The sequence below is a fragment of the Arcicella sp. LKC2W genome (assembly GCF_034931005.1).
GTDB lineage: Bacteria > Bacteroidota > Bacteroidia > Cytophagales > Spirosomataceae > Arcicella.
In genome coordinates this window covers 29452-54954 of record NZ_JAYGIN010000012.1, presented here as the reverse complement: position 1 = coordinate 54954, position 25503 = coordinate 29452, and the positions used below count along the sequence as shown (strand labels likewise).

The window sequence follows — 25503 nt, the reverse complement described above, 5'->3', positions numbered from 1 at the left end:
AGAAAATGAACGAAACTTTCAATAATTTACCCGAAAAACGCCAGTCACAATTAATGGCTTTTGACCGCCTTCTGACTATCATGGATGAACTCCGTGAGCAATGTCCGTGGGATAAAAAACAGACCATCGAAAGTCTAAGACACCTAACCATTGAAGAAACTTACGAGCTTTCGGATGCCATTATGGAAGGCGATATGCAGGAAATCAAGAAGGAAATTGGCGATATTATGCTCCATTTGGTGTTTTATTCAAAGATTGCTTCGGAGACAAATACTTTTGACGTTGCCGATGTGTTGAATGCCATTTGCGAAAAACTCATCCACCGTCACCCGCACATATACGGCGATGTGAAAGTTGAAAACGAGCAAGAAGTTAAGCAAAATTGGGAAGCCATTAAACTTAAAGAAGGTGGCGGGAATAAATCAGTTTTGGGAGGCGTGCCTGCTTCTTTGCCAGCTTTGGTAAAAGCCATGCGAATTCAAGAAAAAGCTCGTGGTGCGGGTTTTGACTGGGAAGAAAAATCGCAAGTTTGGGAGAAAGTAGAGGAAGAAATGGAGGAATTCAAAAATGAATTTAATGTTGTGGATAACGAAGCCATCAATGTGGAAAAAGCCGAAGGAGAATTTGGGGATTTACTGTTTTCATTGGTCAATTATGCCCGTTTTATCAACATCAACGTAGAAACGGCTTTAGAACGCACCAATAAAAAATTCATCAAACGCTTCAATCATTTAGAATCAAGAGCAAAAGAATTAGGCAAAACCCTACCCGAAATGACTTTGGCTGAAATGGATGTGTATTGGGAAGAGGCGAAGCGGTTGTAGTTTTTTATACAATAAGAGAATTACTACGACAACGATAATACATTGAAGAGCTATGCGTATGAAAACAATACAAAAATTACGACAAAACATTCTTAAATTAAAGAGGTAAGTAAGAATAACAAATTAATTAATAATATTAAATATTGTCATCATGACGTAGGGGCGTATCGCATACGCCCAAAAAGTCGAGATGTGGGCGTATGCGATACGCCCCTACACAATATCAATTTATTTATTCCAAATACTTAACAACCAATAACTGATAACCAATAACGAATAACTGAAGCATGACTTTCGATATACAAACAACTGACCCCAATTCTAAAGCAAGAGTAGGAGTTATCACTACCGACCACGGACAAATTCAAACACCAATCTTTATGCCTGTGGGAACAGCAGGTTCTGTAAAAGCGGTACATCAAAGAGAACTTAAAGAGGATATTAATGCCCAAATTATTTTAGGGAATACTTACCATTTATACCTTCGTCCGACACTGGATATTATTGAAAAAGCTGGTGGATTACATAAATTCAATGGTTGGGATAGACCCATTTTAACGGATTCGGGAGGTTATCAAGTTTATTCATTGGCAGGCACTGGGCGTAAGATTAAAGAAGAAGGCGTTACTTTCAAATCTCATATTGACGGCTCGACACACTTTTTTACTCCCGAAGGGGTTATGGATATTCAGCGAACCATTGGAGCTGATATTATGATGGCATTTGATGAATGTACACCTTATCCTTGTGAATATGGATACGCTCGTGAATCCATGGAAATGACTCACCGTTGGCTTAAGCGTTGTTGCGACCATTTCGATAAAACTGAACCTAAATACGGTTATAGCCAGACGCTCTTTCCAATTGTGCAAGGTAGTGTCTATAAGGACTTAAGAGTAAAATCGGCCGAAGTTATCGCCAGTTTTGAAAGAGAGGGAAATGCTATCGGAGGTTTATCCGTTGGTGAACCCGCCGAAATGATGTATGAAATGACCGATATGGTAACGGATATTTTACCGAAAGATAAACCACGCTATCTGATGGGCGTTGGTACACCTGCAAATATTTTAGAAGGAATTGCTTTAGGTATTGATATGTTTGACTGTGTAATGCCAACCCGTAATGCCCGTAATGGAATGTTGTTTACCACTGAAGGTACAATTAATATGAAAAACGAGAAATGGAAAGACGACTATTCTTCAATCGACTCAGGATTAAATAGTTACGTTAGCAATTTTTATACAAAAGCTTATGTAAGGCACCTGTTAAAAGCTGACGAAATGCTTGGAGCAATGATTTGTAGTGTTCATAATTTAACTTTTTATCTATGGTTAGTTCAACAAGCAAGAGAACAAATTATAGCAGGTACTTTCAGAGTTTGGAAAGACAAAATGGTTATAAAGCTGATGCAAAGACTGTAACCGCTTGATAACTCAATATTGTATAAAACCAAGAATTATCCCTACTTTTGCATATAATTTTTAACAAACTTAATCATTCAGAAAATTAAACCTGAAAATGACCCGTTTCAAAAAAAATACTCCGAAGATATTTTTATCTTTCCCCAAATTAGCATTCTTCCTATTATTGTCATTAACTACAATAAATGCTTTCTCACAGAAAACAAAAGTTGACGATTTAACTGACGAACAAGTTTCTGCATTTTTACAAAAGGCAAAAGATAGCGGCATGAGCGAAGCTCAAATAGAAAAAGCTGCCATTATGCAAGGATATACTCCTGCCGACGTAGCCAAAATGCGAGAAAGACTCAGTACTGTTCTCACAAACAAAGGTAAAATGACAAACGAGTCTGATATTTCGGTTGCTCGTAAAACTACTAAAACAAATGTTTATTCAGATAGTACCAATGCAGATAGCTTAAAAGTTATTCATAAAGCATCAAAAGTATTTGGTATGTCTATGTTTGCTGCTGGAAGTTTATCGTTTGAACCCGATTTAAGAATTGCAACTCCACGCAACTATCAATTAGGTCCAGATGATGAATTGAATATTGATATTTTCGGTAATGCCTTAGATAACTATAAAGTAAAAGTTAGTCCAGAAGGTACTGTAAGAATTCTGAATTTAAGTCCAATTTATGTCAATGGATTAACCATTGAATCGGCATCTGAAAGAATAGTGGGAAGACTTCGTCAACTTTATCAAGGTATCAATATGCCTGGAAGTGGCGTTTCTGCTCAAATTACATTAGGAAATGTTAGAAGTATTAAGGTAACGATTACTGGAGAAGTAGTCAAACCTGGCACATACACTGTTTCTTCTTTAGCGACCGTATTTAATGCTCTTTATGCTGCTGGTGGACCTTCCGAAAATGGTTCATTTCGTAATATTAGAGTGATTAGAGATAATAAAGTAGTTAGGATTTTAGATTTGTATGATTTTCTTCTACGTGCTGACCAAAAAGATAATATTCGTCTTCAAGACCAAGACATAATCAGAATTGCAGATTATGAAACTCGTGTTGAAATAGTAGGAGAAGTTAAACGTCCAATGATTTTTGAGGTTGAAAAAACAGAAACACTAAAAGACGTTTTACGTTTTGCAGGAGGTTTTACTGATAAAGCATATACCTACACAATTGGTTTGAGAAGAAATACAGCCAAAGAATTGAAGCTACTTAATATTACACAAGACGAAGTTGCAACCTTCATCCCTCAAAGAGGAGACAAATATACTATTGGTGAAATTTTGGAACGTTTTGAAAACAGAGTTCAAATTAATGGAGCGATTTTTAGAAGTGGAGAGTATGCTTTAGAATCAGGAGTTACTACAGTGAAGGAGCTTATCAAAAAAGCAGAAGGGCTAAAAGAAGATGCTTTCATGAATCGTGCAACGATAAATCGTCAAAAAGGAGATAGTGACCCACTTATCATCGCATTTGATTTAGGAAAACTTATGAAAGGCGAAATTGATGATATTCCATTAAAAAGAGAAGATGTAATTTTCATCAAAAGTATTAAAAACTTACGTGAAAAAAGACTAATCTCTATCAGTGGAGAAGTAAATAAACAAGGTAAATATGACTACGTTGATGGACTAACGCTTGCCGATGTAATTGTATTAGCTAATGGTTTTAATGATGGAGCAAGCTATGCAAAAATAGAATTAGCTCGCAGAGTAAAAGATGACACGTTAGGACTTGAACCCAATCAAGATGTAATCATAAAGTCATTTGATATTGATAAAGACCTTAAAATTAGCCCTTTAGATGCACAAACTATCATTCAGCCTTTTGATAAAATTTACGTCAGAAAAGCACCAAGATATGTAAATCAAAAAACAGTAGTTGTCGAGGGAGAAGTGAAGTTTCCTGGAGCTTTTACGATTAAAGATAAGAAACAAAGAATTACTGACTTAATCGAATTGGCGGGTGGACTAAAAGATGGTGCATTTGCTAAAGGAGCGAGTTTTAGTAGAGATAGCACAAAAATTGCCATCGACTTATCTATAATTCTAAAAAACCCAGAGGTTAAAGAAAATTTATTATTAATACAAGGTGATAAACTCTTTATCCCAAGAGAGTTAGAAACAATAAAACTTACAGGGGAATTATTAAATCCAGTATCAGTCCCTTTTCGTTCTAATTTAAGTATTCGAGATTATGTATCACAAGCAGGAGGTTTTACAGAGAATGCAGCCAAACGTAGAGTATTTGTAAAATATGCCAATGGATTTTCAGATAGAACAAAGACATTTTTATTTTTCACTACTTATCCAAAAGTAGAGCAAGGAGCAGAAATCATCGTTCCTTCTGTTGATAAAAGCGTTAATGAAAAACTATCTACCGCAGAAAAAGTAGCCATTTTAGGAGGAATATCTTCTATTTCTTTAATTGTCATCAACATTCTTAATGCTTTAAAATAATTACTAATCAATTGGAAACGAATCAACTACAAAATAATGACGCTGAAATGACCATTGATATTAGTAAAATATTCAATGTCATTTCAAGGAAAAAGTGGACAATTTTAATTGTCACAATTATATCCGCATTACTCGGAATATTTATTGCCATTAATATTCCAAATGAATATTCTTCGCAGGTACAAATACTTCCAGAATTGGAGTCTAAAGATGGTGCTGGTGGACTTAGCAAATTTAAGTCTTTGGCAGGTTTAGCAGGCGTTGATTTAGGTAGTTTAAGCTCAACAGAAGCTGTTCGTCCAGATTTATATCCAAATATTATCCAAAGTACACCTTTTCTAATGGATGTATTAAATCTTGAGATTTTCGTTTCAAAATATAAACGAAAAATGACAATGAGTGCCTTCTTGGAAGAGAATAAAAAACAGGAATTGGCAACTAAAATCTTTGGAGAATCCGAAGATAGCGATAAAGATATGCCAGTGATTAATTCAAAAAACATTCCTCTCGAAACAATTCACCTTAATAAAAAACAAGATAATCTTATTAAGGATTTACAAAAACGAGTAGGTGCTACTTTAGACAAAAAAACAGGTGTAATCAGTATTTCTGCGAAAATGCAAGACCCAGTTATTGCAGCTACTATTGTTCGTTATTGCCAAGATTATTTGACTGATTATGTGGTGAATTATCGTACAGAGAAGACGTTAAAAGATATTAAGTTTTTAGAAGAAAGGTTAAATGAAGCTAAAAGAAGATATGACAATGCTCTATTCTCTTACTCAAGTTATCAAGACCGCAATAAAAGTTTGTTCTTGAATATTGCTAAAGACGAAGGGAAAAAGCTTCAATATGAAGTAGATTTATCGTATAATCTTTACTCTGAACTGGCAAAACAGTTGGAAGAAGCAAAAATTAAAGTTCATCGTGAAACACCAATCTTTAAAGTACTTGAACCAGCCCAAATCCCAGTAAAGAAGAGCGAACCTAAGCGTTCGGTTATGGTTTTAGGATTTGCGTTTTTAGGATTAATTCTTTCTATATTTGTTGTTTTGGCAAGAAATTATAAGGAATTAGGTTTCTTAGGATAATTCAAAAGAAAGCGTTTTCTACCACCTTTCGTGAAGTTTAAAAATATCATACAAAATATTGGAGCCAACCTTCTGACTGCTATACTCGGACTGGTTGGCTCTATTATTTTAGCCCGTTGGTTAGGTCCAAGCCAACGTGGAGTCTTTGCAGCAATCATTCTCATTCCAGCTATCTTACAGTATTTTGTTAATTTCGGACTTTCATCAGCTACGGTATATTTCTCGGCAAAACCCAACATCAACAAACATAGTCTTTGGAATAGTCTCATCATTATTGGCTCAGTTCAGAGTCTTATCGGGATGTTACTGGGTTGGGAAATTATTGAAATTTATCTTCAAAAATATCCTCCCAACATCATTCAATTAGGACATCTGTATTTACTAACAATTCCATTGGGCTTGGTGGGAATGTATGCCAACTATATGCTTCAAGGAGGAGCGTTTTTTAGGATAACCAATATGTTGAAATGTATTGTTCCAACAGGATATTGTTTGGGCATTATTGTCTTAAAAATTGGCAATGTATTGTCTATTACAAATCTCGTTTATCTACAAATCTTATTCCAATCTTGTTTTTTCGTCATTACTTTTTACTTTCTGTATCGGTTAATTCTTCATCATTTCTCGGTTCAATACGAATCTCAACATACTCGTGAATTACTAAAATATGGTGCAAAAGTCTGGTTTGGTGATGTGGCCCAATTAGCCAACTCCAGAATTGACCAGTTCTTAATTGGTGGTTTTTTCAACAGCCATGATTTAGGTATTTACACCGTAGCATCAAGCGTAGCAGGTTTTACAGGAGTTTTTGCCAATGCAGTCAGAACGATTATTGTTCCAACAGTAACAGGAAAAGAAACGCTAAAAGAACAAATTAAAAGTACACTTATCTTATTTAAACCATACTGGATTTTTAGTCTAACTTTTCACATCCTATTTGCTTTGAGCCTCGACGTTGTAATACCTTTTGTCTTTGGTTCTGTATATGCTGAATCAATCACTATTTGTCAACTATTAATTATTGGCAGTATATTTATTAATGCCAAAACTGTTTTGGCAGGAGGTATTCAGGGCATGGGATTTCCAGAAGTCATTAGCATTGTAGAACTTTCAGGAATGCTTATTTCTTTGATTTCAAGCTACTTACTCATAGAATCAATGAGGTTAATTGGTATATCAATCGCTATCTCTTTTGCCTATTTTGGGCAATTTATAGGGCTTGTTTTCTTCTGTAATAAAAAAGGAATTCATTATAAAAATTTATTATTTACTTCTAAAAAGGAAATAAACTATTATCTTAGAAGATTGAAAAATATCATTCTACGAATACAATGAAAACTTTATTATTAGCTCGACCAGACCATTCTATTAATTTATATAGCCGTCTTAGTCAACAATCTGACCTTCATATACAATATCATACCTTTGGCGTTTTCAAAAAGAATTCCTTGCTCAACAAATGGAAGCCTTACGTAAAAACGGTTGATTCCAGCGTTGATATTTCATACCAATTTACAGCTTTTCATAGGCTTTTACATTTCCTTCAAAAACGTTTTCCATTTGATTATTACAAAATAGAAAACCAAATCTCTGAATATTTTTATCGTAATATCCTTGAAAAACAAACGGATAAAGTTGACATCATTCATTATTGGCCTGTTTACTGTTATAGAGCTATTGAATCCTTCAAAACGTCAAACCCGCAAACGAAACTACTTGCTGACGTGTATGCCACTCACCCTGACTATGCTTGTGAACTTCTTGAACCTGAGTATAATCAACTGGGATTATCATTCAAACAATCACATTTTTACAAGAGTAGAGAACGAGATATAGCCTCTCTCGAAACTGCCGAAAACATTGTTGTTCCATCTGAATATTTGGCTCAAATTTATAGGCAATATTTACCTCAAGCAAATGTTTTTATAGCAAGTTTTGGACTTCAAATTACTCCTCAAACAAAAGAAAGAAGAGGATATTTCAGGGCATTTGGCGAACCACTAAAACTTGTTTTTACAGGAAAAATTTCTATTGAAAAGGGCTGTACATACCTTTTTGAAGCAATGAAACAATTACCTTCAAAGAATTTTTCATTGGATGTAATCGGTGAAATAGAGCCTTCTCAATATTCGATTTTCAAGAAATATCGACACGTTTCCAATATCCGTTTTTTAGGAAAAATCCCAAATACAGAACTATTAGCTATTTTGTCGAGCTACCATGTTTTTATAATGCCAAGCCTCAGCGATGCTTACTCATTGGCGGTTTCAGAAGCATTGTCAAGCAATATTCCAGTTATTGTGACAGAAAATGTGGGCAATAAAGATGATGTTCTAAAATATAAAGTTGGAGAAGTTTGTAAAGCAAAGTGTACCGAGTCTCTTTTAAAATCCATCATTTCAATGTGTTATGAAGAATACAGACAATTATTAAAGTCGAATATTAAACACTTTTTACAAGAAAATGAAAGATATGGATATGCTCAACAAGTCTTGAATATTTACCAAACACTTGTTTCAAACACGCAAATCATGTCTTGAAAATCAAAGTTTTAGCATAAAACACGTTTAAAATTTACGTTTTAGTTCTCTCCTACAATTATTACTTTTTTCTAATAATTGCCTTTAAAAATTATCCACTACGCAATTAACCACTAATGAAAGAGAGTTTATTTTTTGCTTTTAGCATAGATATAACCGTACTGTTGGTATGCTCATTTTTGCTTTTCCGATATGCAAAATTGTCGATATATCACCCCGCTCCTACCTATTTAGTTTTTCATTTCTTTACTTTTTCTGCTCGACTTTTCTTTCTAATTAATGGTGCAAACGTATTTTTAGGCGAACAAAGCGACTATTTCTCTGTCATAGAAAGTCATGAAATTGTGAGAGCAACTATATTAGCAGATATTGGTTTTGTGTCTATGACTGTCGCTTGGATTATAGAAGCCAATCGCATCCCAAAGGGTTTTTCTGAGAAATCTGCCATTTTAATAGATAAACTTGTCTTAAAAACTATACTAAGTTTTACCATTCCAATAGGTATTTGGGGGATTTTCTCCCAACTCTACATTCCATTTTTAGGCAAAGCTCAATTAGATTTTGGGCTTTGGCAAGACTCTTCGTATATCGCTAATACCCAAAATTGGGTAATTTTAAGTTGCTTGATTTTAGTGTTTTATTACGGTTTTCAGAAGCCATTTTTGTACATAATTGGCGTTTGTTTATTTATTCTTGCTTTCCAAGGACAACATCGTTATCGAATTTTAACACCTTGTATATTTCTCCTTTTTTTGTATTTATATCGTCAAAAACGAAATTGGATTTCTCTAAGATTCGCCATTTTGATTTTAGTTGGAGTTGTCATTTTCTTACCCCTCAAATACGTTGGCAAACTCATTCAACAAGGAGCAAATCTGAGCGACTTAATCGAGTTTTCTTTGGAATATCAGGAGAGTTTTGGCATTGGAGCAAATGCTGACTTTTCGTTTTTAGATATGTATTCGTCTATTCTGACATTGATAGACCAGCACGATAGTTTTTATTATGGCTCAACGTATTTTACGCTATTATTAGCTCCAATTCCACGACCATTTTGGGAAGATAAACCGTCTTTAATGCAATGGATGACAGATATTTCTACACCATCCAGAAATCTTAGAGAATTAGGAGCTGTCGCTACCATTTATGGCGAATCTTACGCAAATTTTGGGTATTTAGGCATTCTTATCATTCCATTTTTATTCGCCAAATGCTCTGCTCGTTGGTACAATAGTATTAAAAAAGCTCATTATCAATCAGTTAGCTTATTCCTCTATTTATATTTCATGGCAATTTTAGTTCAAGTTTATCGAGACGGAATAAACGCCATTTTCATGTTTTTATCAGTCTATAATATGCCTGGATTTTTTGTTTGTGCTTTAAGTTTCACTAAAAAGATTTCTATAACCACCTAATTATTAAACAACCGCTATTATCAAAACGTCTCTACATATTTGGATGAATATGCCAAGCCATTATCAAAATGATTTATTCACTGAGCTATCAAAATACTATGATGAGTTCGAGGTTATTTATGCTGATACACATGATGATTCACGCAAAAATCTCGGCTGGAATTTTGAAAATGAACAGATTTTTAACTCAAAAACCATCGGGCGAGATTTAGCCATTTGGCAAATTATTCCATATATTTTCAAAAATCGTAAATCAACACATATCGTAAATGGCATTTGGGCAGAAAGTCTTTTCTTCTTTGTTATTATCCTACTGAATCTGTTTCAAGCCAATTTTTTGATATATTCCGAAGCTCCCAATCCTTTTAAAAGTCGAAGTTTTTTGAAGAAAATCATTCTCTGCTTTGGGTTCATTCCAATTTCTAAACGCTTGATTTTTAAAGCAAAAGGAATTTTAGCCATTTCCATTTTTGCCTCAAACTATTATAAAAATTTGGGAATTAATGACCCAAGAATATATCGTTTTGGATATTTTCAGAAACACAAAACGTCGCTAAAATTAAACGCCAAAAAGTCTTATTTCTCATTGATTTTTATAGGACAATTAATTGAAAGAAAAGGTATTTTCACTTTGTTAGAAGCAATTGAAAAGCTTTTTGAAACACACCAATCGTTTCATCTTTCAATAATTGGAAGTGGGATTTTGAAAGGCGATATTCAGCATTTCATCAAGACAAAAAACTTACAAAATGTAGTTGAACTTTTGGGCGTAATTGACTACCAAAATGTACCAAAACACATTGCTAAAGCAGATTTATTGATTCTTCCATCTATTTTTGACGGTTGGGGAATTGTGGTAAATGAAGCATTGCAAAGCGGCATTCCAGCATTAGTTTCTGACCAATGTGGAGCTAAAGAATTAATTATAAATGAGAAAAATGGACTAATCTTCGAGGCAAATAATGTGAATGACCTTGCAGAAAAATTGGCAAGATTCTTCGAATTATCTGCTCTCAAAAAGTTGGAAATGACAGAAGAAGTACGAAAAATAAATCAAAATATTAACATTCAAATCGTCACGAAATATTTAGTTACGTGTATCGCCCATTCTTTAAATCAAAATTCTATAAAACCTACTGCACCTTGGCTCAAATGAATGATAAAGAAATTTTATTAATTGGTATTCTTCCGCCACCCATCAATGGACAAACTATTGCTTTTCAGAGTCTTAGCAGTCAATTACCTTGCGAAATTTTAACATTAAGTGGCAAAAGACATGAAAATTTCATTGGCGTTTTAGGCAAAATTTGGATTTATATTGGGCTTTTAGCAAGGTTATTTTTAAAACTTATTCAGAAAAAGTATGTGGTTTATCATACCATTTCACAGTCGAAAGAAGGTTTTTTAAGAGATTTTCCCATCGTGATTTTATCAAAAATATTTGGAAGTAAGGTTGTATTACACATTCACGGAGGGAATTATGATAATTTTTACAACACTCAAAATATTATTATTCAAAAGCTGATTCTTAAAATGTTGGATTCGGCAAACTGTATTATTGTCCTCTCGGAAGGACTCAGAAAAATGCTTGACTTCGCTCCAACTTTAAATTCTAAAATCAAAGTTGTATTGAATGGATTATCATGGAGTACCAAAGGCAAACACCTGAATATCAAAACTTTGCCTTCAAATCCTAAAACACCCATTAAAATTTTATTTCTATCCAATCTTATCGAATCAAAAGGATATTGGAGTGTTTTAGAAACCATTGAAATCTTAATAAATCAATTCAAAATCAACATTCATGCTGATTTTTGTGGTGAATTTATCCATTATGACGATGCCATTCGCTTTGAAAATGCAAGCGATGCTGAACGCCATTTTTTTGATTTTATTTCAAAACATAAATTAACTAATCATGTAAAATATCATGGTATTGTTGGGGAGAAAACTAAAAAAGAATTACTCAAAAATGCTCATTTTTTCATTCTTCCAACTCACTATAAAAATGAAGGACAACCCATTGCAATCATTGAAGCGATGGCGTATAGTTGTGTGGTTTTAACGACAAATTATCGTGGAATTTCTGAAATGATTGAGCATAATGAATCGGGCGTTTTTGTAGCATATAACGACCCAAACTCTATCGTAAAGCAATTAAAAAACTTGATTGATTCTCCAAAAAAATTTAAAGAAATATCCTGTAATTCTTTACAAAATTTTCAAGAAAGATATACAAAAGAACATCATTTGAAACTACTCATTGATGTGATAAAACGCTATGCAAAACCCCAAAATGCCATTGACTTTCACTCTGAAACGGCTTTACAATTCCAAGAAAAGTACAAAAAGTCAGCACAATTCAAAGAGCGTTATAAAGTCTGGACAAAACTCTTTAACAAGTATATTCACCCTGATATGAGCGTATTAGATGTGGGTTGTGGCTCAGGGATTTTTAGTCATTATTTAGCCACTAAAAATTGTATAGTAACTGGAATTGATGGCTCTGAAAAAATGGTTAAAATATGCCGAAACAATTACGGTCAAGAGAATTACACACTTTCATTTCTACAAGATAATTTACCTTTTCAAAACCATTTAAAATATGCTAAAAAAGAGGTAATTATTTGCTCAAGTGTATTAGAATATTTATGTGATTATAAGAACGTTATCGCTCAATTTCCTCAAATATTAAACGACAATGGCATTCTGATTATATCCATGCCAAATCAAGATTGTTGGTATCGAAAAATTGAAAAATATATCTTTAAAACTACGGGGAAACCAGACTATTTCCCACATCTCAAACAGGTTGTCAAGGCAGATATTTTCTCAAAAGAATTACTTGAATTAGGCTTTGAATTAAAAGAATTGCAATATTATCCAAACACCCATTTTTACACCAAACTCTTCCATTATATAGGCATACACAAAAAATATACGCACACCATTTTTGTGGGAGTATATCAATTAAACTCAAATCACTAATATGATAAAAATCCTAAACATTGTCGGTGTCAGACCCAATTTCATGAAGGTTGCTCCGCTACATCGTGCTTTTGAAAACTACCCCAAAATAATTTCCAAAATCGTTCACACAGGTCAGCATTATGACAACAATATGAGCGATGTCTTTTTTGAACAATTACAAATTCCTAAACCCGACTATTATTTGGGCATCGGCAGCGGTTCACATACGGAAGTTACAGCTAAAACCATGCTCGAATTTGAAAAGGTAATCTTAAGTGAAAAACCTGATTTGGTGGTAGTTGTGGGCGATGTAAGTGCAACGCTTGCCTGTGCATTGGTGGCTAAAAAATCACATATCCCAGTAGCTCATGTTGAGGCTGGTTTACGTAGTGGAGACAGTCTTATGCCTGAGGAAGTTAATAGAATGGTGGTGGACAAAATGGCTGATTATTTGTTTGTTACTGAAAAATCGGGGCTTGAAAATCTGAAACGTGATGGAATTTGCGACAAGAAAGTATTTTTTGTGGGCAATGTCATGATTGATTCTCTAAAATATTACCTCAAAAAAGCGAATCAAACTTCCATTTTGCAAGATTTAGGCATTCTGCGAAACAATTTCGTAATCGTAACCATGCACCGACCCACTAATGTAGATTCTGAAAAAGGACTAAATGCCATTTTGACAATCCTTGAAAATACGGTAAAACATCAAAAAGTCGTCTTCCCTATTCACCCAAGAACGGCTAAAAACATCAAAACTTTTGGACTTGAAACACGCCTAAATGCTATCAAAAACCTCATTTTAACCAAACCACAGGGATATTTAGAGTTTTTGCAGTTAATGAAAAATGCTTCGTTAATCATCACAGATTCGGGTGGAGTACAGGAAGAAACTACTTTTTTGCAAGTGCCATGTTTGACTTTTAGAGATACGACAGAACGCCCTGTAACCGTAGAAATGGGTACAAATCAGCTTTTGGATGACTTAAATCCACAGACGGTTCATGAAAAATTGATGGATATTTTGAAAGGAAAAACCTCAAAAGGACAAATTCCACCGCTTTGGGACGGTAAAACGGCTGAACGAATCGCTGAGATTTTAGTATCGAAATTTACGAAATAATAATTGGCACGCAGATAACGCAGATACCTTCGGCAACGCAGATTTTAATAGATTTTTTCTCAGAAATTTATTTTTTGAAGTTTTGAAAATCTGCAAAAATCTGCGTTGCCGAAGGCATCTGCGTCATCTGCGTGCTATTATCCTCCACTAACCAAATCATAAAATGAAACAACTCATTCAAAACCTAAGAACTGGCGAAACGAGTTTAGAAGAAATACCGATTCCGCAAGTAAAAAAAGGTTGTGTGTTGATAAAAACGCATCGAAGTTTGGTTTCATTAGGGACTGAAAAAATGCTTGTGGAGTTTGGAAAAGCTAATTTTATCAAAAAAGCACGCCAACAACCCGAGAAAGTCAAACAGGTTTTCGATAAAATAAAAACCGATGGTTTTCGTCCAACGGCTGAGTCAATTTTTAGAAAATTATCCGAACCTTTGCCTTTGGGATATTGTAACGTTGGTGAAATTATTGCTATTGGCGAAGGTGTAAATGAGTTCAATATTGGCGACCGTGTGGCTTCAAACGGGCATCATGCGGAAGTCGTTTGTGTGCCTAAAAATTTGGTTGCTAAAATTCCTCAAAATGTTACGGACGACGAAGCCACTTTTACCGTTGTCGGGGCAATTGCTTTGCAAGGAATTCGGCTCGTAAACCCAACTTTTGGCGAAACTGTTGCCGTAATTGGCTTAGGGTTAATCGGGCAACTCACCGCCGAATTATTACAAGCCAATGGTTGTGAGGTCATTGCGTTTGATATTGACCTCGAAAAGGTAGCTATCGCAACCGCCAGAGGAATCCAGGCTTTTATAGTTTCTGATGAAATCAATTCTGTAAAAATTACTCAAGAATTTACACAAAATATAGGGGTTGATGCCGTCATTATCACTGCTTCAACGCCTTCAAATGAGCTTATTTCTCAAGCCGCACAAATGTCTCGCAAACGTGGGCGTATTGTGCTGGTAGGCGTAGTTGGTTTAAATCTTCAACGAGCAGATTTTTACCAAAAAGAACTTTCATTTCAAGTTTCATGCTCGTATGGAGCAGGACGTTATGATGATAATTATGAGCAAAATGGGCAAGATTATCCCATTGGTTTTGTACGTTGGACGGTGAAACGAAATTTTGAAACCGTTTTAAATGCCATTTCAAAAAGAAGTTTAAATGTCAAATCATTGATTTCAGAAGCAATTGATTTTCAAGACTATAAACAAATTTACAACCATATTAGCAAGTCAAAATCTATTGCTTCAATTTTGAAATATCCAGAAAATATTGACCTTTCACAAACCAGTATTTGTTTACAAAACCACTCATTTCAACCTACTCAAAATGTTTTAGCAATTATCGGTTCTGGAAATTTCACAAAGGCGACAATTCTACCCAATTTAACCAAACTCAAAGCTAATATTAAGTATCTATCTTCCGCTTCGGGATTGTCGGGAACGTTGTTGGCGAAGAAATTTAGCGTTCATTATTCCACGACCAATAACAAAGATATTTTTAGAGATTCAGAAGTTTCTGCCGTCATCATCGCTACTCGCCACGATATGCACGCTCGTATGTGTATTGACGCTCTACGAGCAGAAAAACACGTTTTTGTCGAGAAACCTTTGGCTCTAAATCACGCAGAATTAGAAGAAATTATTGAGGCTTATCAACTATCTAACAAGACTTTAACGGTTGGTTTTAATCGTAGATTTTCGCCATTTTCTGTGGATTTAAAGACACAATTGGGCAATTCAAATATGCCAATAAACGTGATTATTACGGTGAATGCGGGGGAAATTCCAAAAAATCATTGGACACAAAATATGGGCGTTGGCGGTGGCAGAATCATCGGAGAAGCCTGCCATTTTATTGACTTAATCACTTATTTTTCAGGCAGTTTAGTGGAAAGTGTTATGATAAATTCAATGGGACAAAATCCTAAAGAAAATACCGATAATGCTACCATTTTGTTGAAATACAGCAACGGTTCAACAGGGGCAATTAACTATTTTGCAAATGGAAATAAGGCTTATTCCAAAGAAAGAATTGAGGTTTACTCGCAAGGAAAAACGTTGATTATTGATAATTTTCGGAAGTCAGAATACTTCGGAACAAAGGCTTCGGGAATGTCTCGCAGTCAAGATAAAGGTCATTTCAGCCAATTTGAGCTATTTTTAGAGCGAATTAACAACGGAGGCAAAGCCATTATTCCTATCGAAGAAATCATTAATACCTCAAAGGCAAGTCTGGCGGCAATAGAATCACTCAAACTTGGGACATGGGTAAAAATTTAATTTTTGACAAATACCGTTCACGCAATAAACTCTTCAAAATAAGCTACTAAGGCACATTTTTTGCTATAAATACGGGACAAGTATTTTAAAATCTAAATCAAATAGAAATGAATATCTTTCCGCCAAAGGATTGTTCATGGATTAAAGATTCTTTTAGGAAAAAAGCCGTGATTTTCGCCTCTTTTTTAGTGCTAATCAATCTTTCTGACATTGTAGCCCAATCATCAAACGAAGCAACATCGTTTGAAAAATCACTTATTTCAACTTCCGAAAAAAAATCAGAGAAGGCTCTTCGCAAATTGACAAAAGTCCTCAAATCTGATGCCAAAAGCAATTTCAATAAAACTTTACTTTTGGCAACAAAAAATAATTGGACTTTGCAGAAAACATTATCCGATGGCAGAACAATGGCTTTGCAGGGAATTGACGATGCTGAAAACCCCATTTATTATATCACACACGGACAAATTTCACCCTCCGCTTGTACTCGGACAAATTCACTTTACGCAGGCGGAAGTTTGGGCGTAAGTTTGAGTGGTGCAACTTCGGTAGTCAAAAATAAATTAGGGCTTTGGGATGGCGGATTGGTCAGAAGCACTCACCAAGAATTAGGTTTTAGCAGAATAACCCAAGTTGATTCACCTCCGTATTTAAACGAACACACAACCCATCTTGCGGGTATTCTTATCGGGACGGGCGTAAATAAACAAGCACGGGGCATGGCTTATGGTGGTAGCTTGAAAGTGTGGGACTTTGGCGATGATGTTTCAGAAATGGCTTTTGCTGCTAAAAGTCTATTGGTTTCAAATCATTCTTATGGCGTTTTGGCGGGATGGGTTTTTAATCCCGACCGCAACGGTATTGTTTTTAGAGACGACAATCTAAAATGGGAATGGTGGGGAGACACAACTATCTCAAAAACAGAGGATTATCGTTTTGGATTTTATGATAAAAAATCAAGCGACATTGATAAAATTGCATACAATGCTCCTTATTATCTCATCGTGAAATCGGCAGATAATAAACGAACAGAAAATGGCCCTCCCGCAGGAACGCCCTATTATTTCAGAAATACGAATGTAAAAAGTACCGTTTCGAGAAATAAAAATGACAGTTTTGATACCATTCCGATGGATGGAAATGCGAAAAATATCATTACCGTTGGAGCAATTGATGGGGGCGATGTTGTGCCAACCAAACCGACGGACATCAAAATGTCGGCATATAGTAGTTGGGGGCCAACCGACGACGGACGAATAAAACCCGATATTGTGGGTACAGGCGATGGGATTTTGTCAGCCTCTTCCAACAGTGACGATGCTTATACAACACTAAGTGGCACGTCGGTAGCCGCACCAAATGTTGCGGGTTCTTTGTTGCTTTTACAAGAATTTTACGCTCGTAAAAACTACGGATTTACGATGCGTTCTTCTACTTTGAAAGGTTTGGCTTTACATTCTGCTAATGAAGCAGGAACAACACAAGGCCCTGATTATCAATTTGGTTGGGGACTTTTAAATACTGAAAGAGCAGCTCAAATCATTGATAACAAAGACCAAAATCATTTTATTTCTGAAAGTCTTTTATATCAAAATTCTACAAATACCGTTCAAGTGATTGCTTCTGGAAAAAGTCCAATTACGGCTACTATTTGTTGGACAGACCCCGAAGCAACCGCAACAGAAGCCAAAGCTATAAATCTTAACAATCGTAAACCTAAGTTAATCAATGATTTAGATATTAGAATAAGTGATGGAACGACAATAAGTTACCCTTGGGTTTTGAATCCCGATGCACCGAGTCTGGGAGCAACACAAGGCGATAATTTTAGAGATAATATTGAGCAAATCTATATTGAAAAACCAGTAATTGGCAAAATTTATACTATTACCGTCAATCATAAAGGCTCATTACTAAAAGGTGACATTCAATATTATGCCCTGATTATCAGCGGAGTAAGCAGTACACCTTGTCAACTTTCAGCCTCAATTGCCTCCGCAGGTAATACTTCATTGTGTAAAGGTGCTGTAAAATTATTAACCAATTCTGGAACAAACCTTTCTTATGTTTGGAGTTGGAATGGACAAAAAATTCCTTTATCCAATGCCAATTCTTATCATCCAAAGGTGGCAGGAAACTATACGGTCACTATTACGCAAGGAAAATGTTCGGCAACATCACCTGCTATGATTGTGGAAAATGCCCAAACGCCAATTATATCCTCAGATAATGGCTCTAATATTTGTAATGCCAACATTAATCTAAGCGTAAAAAACCTTACGGGTACAGGCATCAAATATCAATGGTTACGCAATAATACAAACATTTCAAAAGCAACAAACGCAACATTAAATATCTCAGAAACGGGAAATTATACCATAAAAACAACACAAAATAGCTGTACGGCTACTTCGCTCCCATTCACAACTACAAGCTTGGGAAGTAGTATTGTAACTAAACCTTCCACAGGAAGGTATTTACTTATCAGTGGGCGTTCAACAATCATTCAGGCAGTTGTAACGGACAATTTACCCTATACTTTTCAATGGTTTAAAGATGGCGTGAAAATTCCAAATGCAACTCAAGCAAGCGTAAATACAAGCCAAGCAGGAAAATATACTGTTCAAATGACTTTGGGAAAATGTACCTCGACATCTGGTGCCGTGGAGTTCGTAAAAATAAATAATGCAAGAGTAATGACTTTTGATGACTTCATGCAAGATGCCGACCTCGAAGCCCTAACACTCTCACCCAATCCAACAAATGAGTGGTTAAAAATTCAGTATTCATCGAAACAAAACCTCTCGACTGAACCTTCGATAGAAATCATTAACCCATTAGGAATGAATATCTTATCTGATAAATTAGAAAAAATACAAGAGAATACCTTTACGAAAGAAATTAACGTAAAAAGTCTATCCACAGGAATGTATTTTGTGAGAATTATTGATGGAGAAAGGGTTTTGGTGAAGAAGTTTATTCGGGGAGAATAAATACGATATAAAAATAGCCAACGTTAAAACTTTGGCTATTTTTATATGATTCCTAATCACCCAATTTCTTATAACGAATACGTTTTGGCGTGGCATCGTTACCCAAACGTTTTCTACGGTTTTCTTCGTAATCAGAGAAATTACCTTCAAACCAATAAACTTGCGAATCACCTTCAAACGCTAAAATATGCGTGGCAATTCTATCCAAAAACCATCTATCATGGGAAATAACAACGGCACAACCACCAAAGTTTTCTAAAGCTTCTTCTAAAGCACGGAGCGTGTTTACGTCCAAGTCGTTGGTAGGTTCATCTAAAAGCAAAAGGTTTGCCCCTTCTTTCAACATCATCGCTAAATGCACACGGTTTCTTTCTCCACCCGATAGATTACCAATTTTCTTTTCTTGGTCGGCTCCGTTAAAATTGAATTTACTCACATACGCACGAGCATTCACTTGTCGCCCACCCAAAAGCGTCATTTCTGTTCCGCCCGAAACCAATTCAAAGACCGATTTATCAGCCGCTAATTGATTATGTTCTTGGTCAACATACGCCATTTGTACGGTTTCACCGACTTCAAATGTTCCTGCATCGGGTTGAACTTGCCCCGTAATGAGTTTGAAAAGCGTCGATTTACCCGCACCATTTGGCCCCACAATTCCCACAATTCCCGCAGGAGGTAATGAGAAATTCAGGTTTTCAAATAATAATTTATCTCCGTAAGCTTTAGTAACTCCTTGTACCTCAATTACTTTATTTCCTAATCTTGGCCCTGCTGGAATAAACAATTCTAATTTATCTTCTTTCTGACGGTTTTCTTCCGACATCAATTTATCATAAGCCTCTAAACGAGCTTTTGATTTCGACTGACGAGCTTTTGGCGACATTCTCACCCATTCCAATTCTCGTTGTAACGTTTTCTGACGACGTGATTCAGTCTTTTCTTCTTTCGCTAAACGATTTTGTTTCTGCTCCAACCATGAAGAATAATTTCCTTTCCACGGAATACCTTCGCCTCTATCCAATTCTAAAATCCAACCTGCTACGTTATCCAAAAAGTATCTATCGTGGGTTACGGCAATCACCGTTCCTTTGTATTGACGTAAATGTTCTTCTAACCAAAGTACCGACTCGGCATCCAAGTGGTTGGTAGGTTCATCCAATAAAAGTACGTCTGGTTCTTGCAACAATAAGCGACAAAGAGCCACACGACGTTTTTCACCACCCGAAAGATTGGCTACATTTTGGTCGGACGGAGGACAACGCAAAGCATCCATTGCACGCTCCAAACGAGTATCCAGTTCCCAAGCATTATGATGGTCAAGTTTCTCTTGAACAGTTCCTTGACGTTCTAATAGTTTATCAAAATCTGCATCTGGGTCGCCAAAAGCTTCGTTGATTTCATCAAATTCTTTCAACAAAGCAACCACTTCCGCAACGCCTTCTTCTACAATTTCTCTTACCGTTTTTGTTGGGTCAAGTTCTGGTTCTTGTTCCAACATTCCCACAGAATATCCCTGCGAAAATACAATATCACCCGTATAGCTTTTGTCTTTACCTGCGATGATGCGTAAAAGTGACGATTTACCCGAACCGTTCAAACCCAACACACCAATTTTTGCTCCGTAGAAGAAAGACAGGTAAATATTTTTTAAGATTTGTTTTTGAGGTGGAACGGTTTTAGAAACACGCTCCATCGAAAATATGATGGTTTCTTGACTCATTTGATTTTAAATATTTGTGTAGTTCAAAGATAGTACAAACATTAATGTACCCCAAATTTTGGGAAGAATCAAAGCCAGAGAAAATAACTAATTATTTAAACTCAGTCCCATTTGAATATTGCAACGTTCATAAGGAGTAGAATGTCCTACCACTTTTTGGAAACCCAATTTTTGATAAAGATTAATGGCAGGTTTTAAGATGGTATTGCTCTCTAAATAAATTTTGGAAGCTCCTAAGAATTTTGCCTTTTCGATAATGGCTTGCCCTAATAAAAAACCAATATTTTTTCCTTGTACGGTAGGAGAAACCGCCATTTTTGCCAATTCATAATCGTATTCGTGGTCGTCCATTTTAATCAAAGCACATACTCCTACGGGTTCATTTTTATACAGAGCAACTAAAATATGTCCTCCTTTTTCAAGAATGTACTCCTTTGGATTATCCAAAGCTTTATAGTCAGCTTCTTCCATTTTGAAATACTGAGCAATCCATTCTATGTTTAATGAACGAAAAGCATTGAGATATTTCGCTTCATAATCAACAAGCTGAACGTCTTTTGATTCTCTTATTTTTTTCTGTTCTTGAACTCTACGAAGCAACGTTTTTTGATTCAAAAGATATTCCCATTCTTCAATTGCTTTCCATAAATCGTGCGTTGTTTGGGCAAAAGTTTCTTCTATGGCACTGGTAACATCCAAATATTGATGTTCTATTTTTTCTGTAATAGCAATTCCTTCGGCAGAAAGACTAACCATATTTTTACGTCCATCTTTTTTATCTTTTGTCTCCAATATCAAACCCACCTTTACCATTTCAGAAATAATTTTACTTACGGAAGGCTGAGAATGACCAATTTCTTCGGCAATGTCTGTAATCGTTTTTTCTTGCCCTTTCGACAAAACATAAAACACAGGAAACCATTTAGGTTGAAAATCAATATCGTATAGTTTATAGACCTGTAAGGCATTTTCAGTTATTTGCTCGCTCAATCGGCGAAGCCTACTACCCAAAACCATTTTGCCAGTTTGATTGAAAAAATCCATATATTTCATTAGTTATATAATCAGTTATGTAAATTTATAAATAATTTTCTACTTAAAAAATTTCATACCTAAAAATTAAGACAAGCCTATTTTGAATGATGTCGCCAAATCCTGTGTTACTTCATAATCAAAACCATTCAAACGGGACTGAGGTTTTTTCCGTACCTTTGTGGTTAAATTAAGCGAATAAAATTTATGACTTTCGAGGATTTTGAACTCAACAGACAATTACTAAACGCCATCGAAGAGGCTGGTTATCAATCACCTACGCCAATTCAAGAACAAGCCATTCCCTTAGTTTTGGGAGGGCATGATGTGTTGGGTATTGCACAGACGGGTACGGGCAAAACTGCCGCTTACCTCCTCCCTATTTTGATGAAGGTCAAATACGCACAAGGAACGGATATGCGAGTGTTGATTCTCGCTCCTACTCGTGAGTTGGTGATGCAAATTGATGAGGCAATCAAGGCTTTAGCCAAATATACCGACCTACGCCACGTGGCTTTATACGGCGGTTTGGGACCAAAAACACAAATAGAAACGCTCCAAAAAGGTATTGATATAATTGTAGCAACACCAGGGCGATTCATGGATATTTATCTCAAAGGGGAAATTGGCGTAAAAGAACTAAAAACCCTCATTTTGGACGAAGCCGACAAAATGATGGATATGGGCTTTATGCCACAGATTCGGAAGATTTTAGAAGTAATTCCTTCTAAAAAACGCCAGAATTTGTTGTTTTCAGCAACCTTTCCTTTACGTGTTGAAAACCTCTCGCATGAGTTTTTGGAATTTCCACATAAAGTTGAAGTTTCGCCCCAAGCTACCACCGCCAGTATGGTAAAACAAAGTTTGTATCAAGTACCCAATTTCATGACAAAAATTAATCTTTTGGGAATGCTCATGCGTGACCACGAGCGATTTAATCGAACGATTATTTTTTGTAGAAGTAAGGAATATGCCGATAATATTTTTAAGTTTTTAGGACGAAAAGTCGTTGGTGAAAATAAGATTCGGGTGATTCATGCAAACAAAGGGCAAAATACTCGTATCAATTCAATGGAAGATTTCAAAGAAGGTAATATCCAAGTATTAGTTGCAACTGATGTAGCTTCAAGAGGCATTGATATTCAGATGGTTAGCCACGTAATCAACTTTGATGTTCCACTGATTTATGAAGACTATGTTCACAGAATTGGTCGTACTGGACGAGCAAATCAAACAGGAGAAGCCATCACTTTTATGACCGAGGCGGAAGAATATCACATCGGAAAAATTGAGAAAATCATCAAAATGACCATTCCACGTGAGCCACTTCCTGCTGATTTAGACGTTTTACAAACGCCATTTATTGAGCAACAAATCATGCTTCGTGAAATTGACGAACAACGCAAACGTGAAGACCCCACTTTTAAAGGTGCTTTCCATGAGAAAAAGGACTTCAAAGTAAAAGCAAAAGAGAAAGAGGTAAAAAATAAAAAACAGATTATTGCAGGCGGAAAAGAATCTCGAAAAGGGACTTTTGGCAAATCATCAAGTAGTAGCGGAGAAAGGAAAAACAGAGGTGCAAAAAAAGGTGGAAATAGTAGAAAAGGACGACAATAAGTTTAGTGGTGATTTAGTTAATTTATTGTAGTGGCTAATTGAACTGGTTAGTTATATTGTACCCAATTAATGATTTCACAATCCCTGTAAATCTATGTGTTCTATCTTCTCTACATGGTTTATTTTATTAACATTGAGGTAGGATAGAAAACATAGAATTTTAAACGTTTCGTTTTAGCAAAGCATTTTGTTGCAATAGTTAACACTAATATGAGTACAATTTAACTAACCAATTCAGCTCATAGCATTAGCTTAATCACGAATTAAAACAGGCTAATGCTATTAGCCACTACAAATTCTTATGACTTTAAAAAATATATTCCTTTTCATCTGCTTATTTCCAAGTGTGATTTTTGCTCAAGACGCAAAACAAAAAGATGCGTTACAAGAAGTCACTAAAACGGAAAAAGCTTTTGCCCAAATGTCTATCGACAAAGGCACAAAAAATGCTTTCTTGGAATTTTTGACGAAAGAATCTATCGTTTTTGAAAAAGGAATGCCTACAAATGGTTTAGAACATTGGCAAAAAACGGATTTCAAAGGCATTATCACTTGGCAACCAACCGTAGCTGAAATTTCGGGTTCGATGGATTTGGCTTATACGGTTGGCAATTGGCAATTTCATAATGAATTGGCGACTGATAAACCTGTTTCATTCGGGAGTTTTGTTACGCTTTGGAAAAAACAAATGGATAATTCATGGAAAGTTGCAATTGATGCAGGTCTTTCAAATCCAGAAATGAATGCAGAGAATACCACAGAATTGTATCCAACATTTAAACCAACGGAACTCAAAAATCAAATGGTTTTAGCCGAACGAATGGTTTTTATGAATGACCATTTTTATTGGAAAAATGCCAAATCATCACTTAATCCATTTGAGCCACATCTTGCCCAAAACGTAAGAATTTACCGCAAAAATCAGAAGCCAATCATCGGTAAGGAATTAGGAAAAGCTTTTTTGAAAAAGTCTTACGATAAAAATATTGTTTACACAGGTTTGAAAGCAATTTCTTCCAGTGCGGGCGACTTAGTTTGTGTTTACGGAGTAATTTCAGGAGCAGGAAAATTAGGAAATTATGTAAGAATTTGGAAGCAAGAAGCGAAGGATTCTTGGAAAATTGTAGTGGAAATGGTGGATATGTAATGTTGGTCTGCACCACGATTTTTTGGATTAATAGATTTTAAGACAAAAGGTTTCACTTAATATCAATCCTAAAATCCACCAATCTTTTAATCTTAATGTAAAAGAAAATGGGGTAAAAAGTTTTGATACTTTTTACCCCATTTTTATACTCATGAATTGTTAAATCACAACTCAGTCATTCACAAATCATTAAATAAACTACGCTAATTCAGCAATAACAGTTTCTCCACCCACAGGTCTATCTTCAAGATTTACTAAAATTTTCGCATCTAAAGGCAAGAAAATATCAATTCTTGAACCAAATTTGATAAAACCGAACTCTTTTCCTTGCTCAACAGCTTGTCCTTCCTTCACATACCAGCAAATTCTACGAGCCAAAGCACCTGCAATTTGACGGAAAAGAACCTCTGTTCCATTGGCGTGTTTGGTCACGATAGTCGTTCTTTCATTGTCTGTACTCGACTTTGGATGCCAAGCTACCAAGAACTTTCCTGGGTGATATTTGAAATAAGAAACAATTCCAGAAATTGGGTTGAAATTGATATGCACATTGATTGGTGACATAAAAATCGATACCTGACGACGTGGACCTTTGAAATATTCTGTTTCTACAACTTCCTCAATTACAACCACTTTACCATCGGCAGGAGCAATAATATGTTTGGGATTCTGAACCGTAGTACGTTTTGGAACACGGAAAAATTGAAGCACAATTATTGCTAAAATAACACTAAGAACTACGAAAATTTTACGAAGTGTATCATTATCAGGGAAAAAATAGGCAATTGCACTATTCAAAACTATCAAAAAAATAGTAGTAACCAAGATAGTTCCTTTGCTTTCTCTATGGATTGTCATTGTT

General features: G+C 35.5%; 17 protein-coding genes. 14 read left to right on the top strand and 3 right to left on the bottom strand.

The genetic code is table 11. The annotated features are described in order from the left end of the window. Window positions 1-5 precede the first annotated feature (5 nt). The 12 genes from mazG to VB796_RS11015 all read left to right on the top strand — a co-directional run bounded on the left by mazG (window position 6) and on the right by VB796_RS11015 (window position 19122). Window positions 6-824: a nucleoside triphosphate pyrophosphohydrolase gene (gene mazG, locus VB796_RS11070; RefSeq protein WP_323346607.1), complete on the top strand. Its 819-nt coding sequence runs from the start codon at window positions 6-8 to the stop codon at window positions 822-824. Window positions 825-1111: 287 nt separating this feature from the next. Continuing rightward, complete coding sequence (tgt, locus tag VB796_RS11065; RefSeq protein WP_323346606.1) at window positions 1112-2245, top strand: tRNA guanosine(34) transglycosylase Tgt; 1134 nt, start codon at window positions 1112-1114, stop codon at window positions 2243-2245. Window positions 2246-2342: 97 nt separating this feature from the next. Next, the gene (locus VB796_RS11060; RefSeq protein ID WP_323346605.1) at window positions 2343-4709 is read left to right on the top strand and encodes an SLBB domain-containing protein; all 2367 of its coding nucleotides are present in this window, start codon (window positions 2343-2345) and stop codon (window positions 4707-4709) included. Between the two features lie 11 nt (window positions 4710-4720). After that, window positions 4721-5800, top strand: a complete 1080-nt coding sequence (locus VB796_RS11055; RefSeq protein ID WP_323346604.1) for a Wzz/FepE/Etk N-terminal domain-containing protein — start codon at window positions 4721-4723, stop codon at window positions 5798-5800. A 30-nt stretch (window positions 5801-5830) separates the two neighbouring features. After that, complete coding sequence (locus VB796_RS11050; protein ID WP_323346603.1) at window positions 5831-7135, top strand: oligosaccharide flippase family protein; 1305 nt, start codon at window positions 5831-5833, stop codon at window positions 7133-7135. Then, the gene (locus VB796_RS11045; protein ID WP_323346602.1) at window positions 7132-8340 is read left to right on the top strand and encodes a glycosyltransferase; all 1209 of its coding nucleotides are present in this window, start codon (window positions 7132-7134) and stop codon (window positions 8338-8340) included. The genes VB796_RS11050 and VB796_RS11045 overlap by 4 nt, the downstream gene beginning before the upstream one ends. Window positions 8341-8456: 116 nt before the next feature. Beyond that, on the top strand, window positions 8457-9755 hold the full coding sequence (locus VB796_RS11040) for an O-antigen polymerase (protein WP_323346601.1): 1299 nt from the start codon (window positions 8457-8459) through the stop codon (window positions 9753-9755). Window positions 9756-9798: 43 nt separating this feature from the next. After that, window positions 9799-10911, top strand: coding sequence for a glycosyltransferase family 4 protein (locus VB796_RS11035; RefSeq protein ID WP_323346600.1), 1113 nt, complete (start codon window positions 9799-9801; stop codon window positions 10909-10911). After that, entirely contained in the window at window positions 10908-12743 is a 1836-nt protein-coding gene (locus VB796_RS11030) for a glycosyltransferase (RefSeq protein WP_323346599.1), read from the top strand. The genes VB796_RS11035 and VB796_RS11030 overlap by 4 nt, the downstream gene beginning before the upstream one ends. Before the next feature lies 1 nt (window position 12744). Beyond that, window positions 12745-13848: a non-hydrolyzing UDP-N-acetylglucosamine 2-epimerase gene (gene wecB, locus VB796_RS11025; protein ID WP_323346598.1), complete on the top strand. Its 1104-nt coding sequence runs from the start codon at window positions 12745-12747 to the stop codon at window positions 13846-13848. Window positions 13849-14011: 163 nt separating this feature from the next. Beyond that, window positions 14012-16129: a bi-domain-containing oxidoreductase gene (locus VB796_RS11020; protein ID WP_323346597.1), complete on the top strand. Its 2118-nt coding sequence runs from the start codon at window positions 14012-14014 to the stop codon at window positions 16127-16129. A gap of 107 nt (window positions 16130-16236) precedes the next feature. Continuing rightward, a complete protein-coding gene (locus VB796_RS11015) occupies window positions 16237-19122 on the top strand; it encodes a S8 family serine peptidase (protein WP_323346596.1) in 2886 nt (961 codons plus the stop codon). A 52-nt stretch (window positions 19123-19174) separates the two neighbouring features. Here the strand turns inward: VB796_RS11015 and ettA are convergent, their stop codons facing one another. Both ettA and VB796_RS11005 read right to left on the bottom strand, forming a co-directional pair. Continuing rightward, a complete protein-coding gene (gene ettA, locus VB796_RS11010) occupies window positions 19175-20845 on the bottom strand; it encodes an energy-dependent translational throttle protein EttA (protein WP_323346595.1) in 1671 nt (556 codons plus the stop codon). Between the two features lie 87 nt (window positions 20846-20932). Next, window positions 20933-21889 (bottom strand): bifunctional helix-turn-helix transcriptional regulator/GNAT family N-acetyltransferase, encoded by a 957-nt coding sequence (locus tag VB796_RS11005; protein ID WP_323346594.1) that lies wholly within the window; start codon window positions 21887-21889, stop codon window positions 20933-20935. Between the two features lie 195 nt (window positions 21890-22084). Between VB796_RS11005 and VB796_RS11000 the strand changes: the two genes are divergently transcribed. Together VB796_RS11000 and VB796_RS10995 are read left to right on the top strand one after the other, a co-directional pair. After that, complete coding sequence (locus VB796_RS11000) at window positions 22085-23494, top strand: DEAD/DEAH box helicase (protein ID WP_323346593.1); 1410 nt, start codon at window positions 22085-22087, stop codon at window positions 23492-23494. Between the two features lie 301 nt (window positions 23495-23795). Next, window positions 23796-24641: a hypothetical protein gene (locus tag VB796_RS10995; protein ID WP_323346592.1), complete on the top strand. Its 846-nt coding sequence runs from the start codon at window positions 23796-23798 to the stop codon at window positions 24639-24641. Window positions 24642-24839: 198 nt separating this feature from the next. Here VB796_RS10995 and VB796_RS10990 read toward each other — a convergent pair whose 3' ends face one another. Then, the gene (locus tag VB796_RS10990) at window positions 24840-25499 is read right to left on the bottom strand and encodes a phosphatidylserine decarboxylase family protein (RefSeq protein ID WP_323346591.1); all 660 of its coding nucleotides are present in this window, start codon (window positions 25497-25499) and stop codon (window positions 24840-24842) included. Between the last annotated feature and the right edge of the window lie 4 nt (window positions 25500-25503).

Excerpts from the sequence above, each read along its gene's own strand:
- mazG (WP_323346607.1), top strand. The coding sequence starts at position 6 with ATGAACGAAACTTTCAATAATTTACCCGAAAAACGCCAGTCACAATTA.
- tgt (WP_323346606.1), top strand. The coding sequence starts at position 1,112 with ATGACTTTCGATATACAAACAACTGACCCCAATTCTAAAGCAAGAGTA.
- VB796_RS11060 (WP_323346605.1), top strand. The coding sequence starts at position 2,343 with ATGACCCGTTTCAAAAAAAATACTCCGAAGATATTTTTATCTTTCCCC.
- VB796_RS11045 (WP_323346602.1), top strand. The coding sequence starts at position 7,132 with ATGAAAACTTTATTATTAGCTCGACCAGACCATTCTATTAATTTATAT.
- VB796_RS11040 (WP_323346601.1), top strand. The coding sequence starts at position 8,457 with ATGAAAGAGAGTTTATTTTTTGCTTTTAGCATAGATATAACCGTACTG.
- VB796_RS11035 (WP_323346600.1), top strand. The coding sequence starts at position 9,799 with ATGAATATGCCAAGCCATTATCAAAATGATTTATTCACTGAGCTATCA.
- VB796_RS11030 (WP_323346599.1), top strand. The coding sequence starts at position 10,908 with ATGAATGATAAAGAAATTTTATTAATTGGTATTCTTCCGCCACCCATC.
- wecB (WP_323346598.1), top strand. The coding sequence starts at position 12,745 with ATGATAAAAATCCTAAACATTGTCGGTGTCAGACCCAATTTCATGAAG.
- VB796_RS11020 (WP_323346597.1), top strand. The coding sequence starts at position 14,012 with ATGAAACAACTCATTCAAAACCTAAGAACTGGCGAAACGAGTTTAGAA.
- VB796_RS11015 (WP_323346596.1), top strand. The coding sequence starts at position 16,237 with ATGAATATCTTTCCGCCAAAGGATTGTTCATGGATTAAAGATTCTTTT.
- ettA (WP_323346595.1), bottom strand. The coding sequence starts at position 20,845 with ATGAGTCAAGAAACCATCATATTTTCGATGGAGCGTGTTTCTAAAACC.
- VB796_RS11005 (WP_323346594.1), bottom strand. The coding sequence starts at position 21,889 with ATGGATTTTTTCAATCAAACTGGCAAAATGGTTTTGGGTAGTAGGCTT.
- VB796_RS11000 (WP_323346593.1), top strand. The coding sequence starts at position 22,085 with ATGACTTTCGAGGATTTTGAACTCAACAGACAATTACTAAACGCCATC.
- VB796_RS10995 (WP_323346592.1), top strand. The coding sequence starts at position 23,796 with ATGACTTTAAAAAATATATTCCTTTTCATCTGCTTATTTCCAAGTGTG.
- VB796_RS10990 (WP_323346591.1), bottom strand. The coding sequence starts at position 25,499 with ATGACAATCCATAGAGAAAGCAAAGGAACTATCTTGGTTACTACTATT.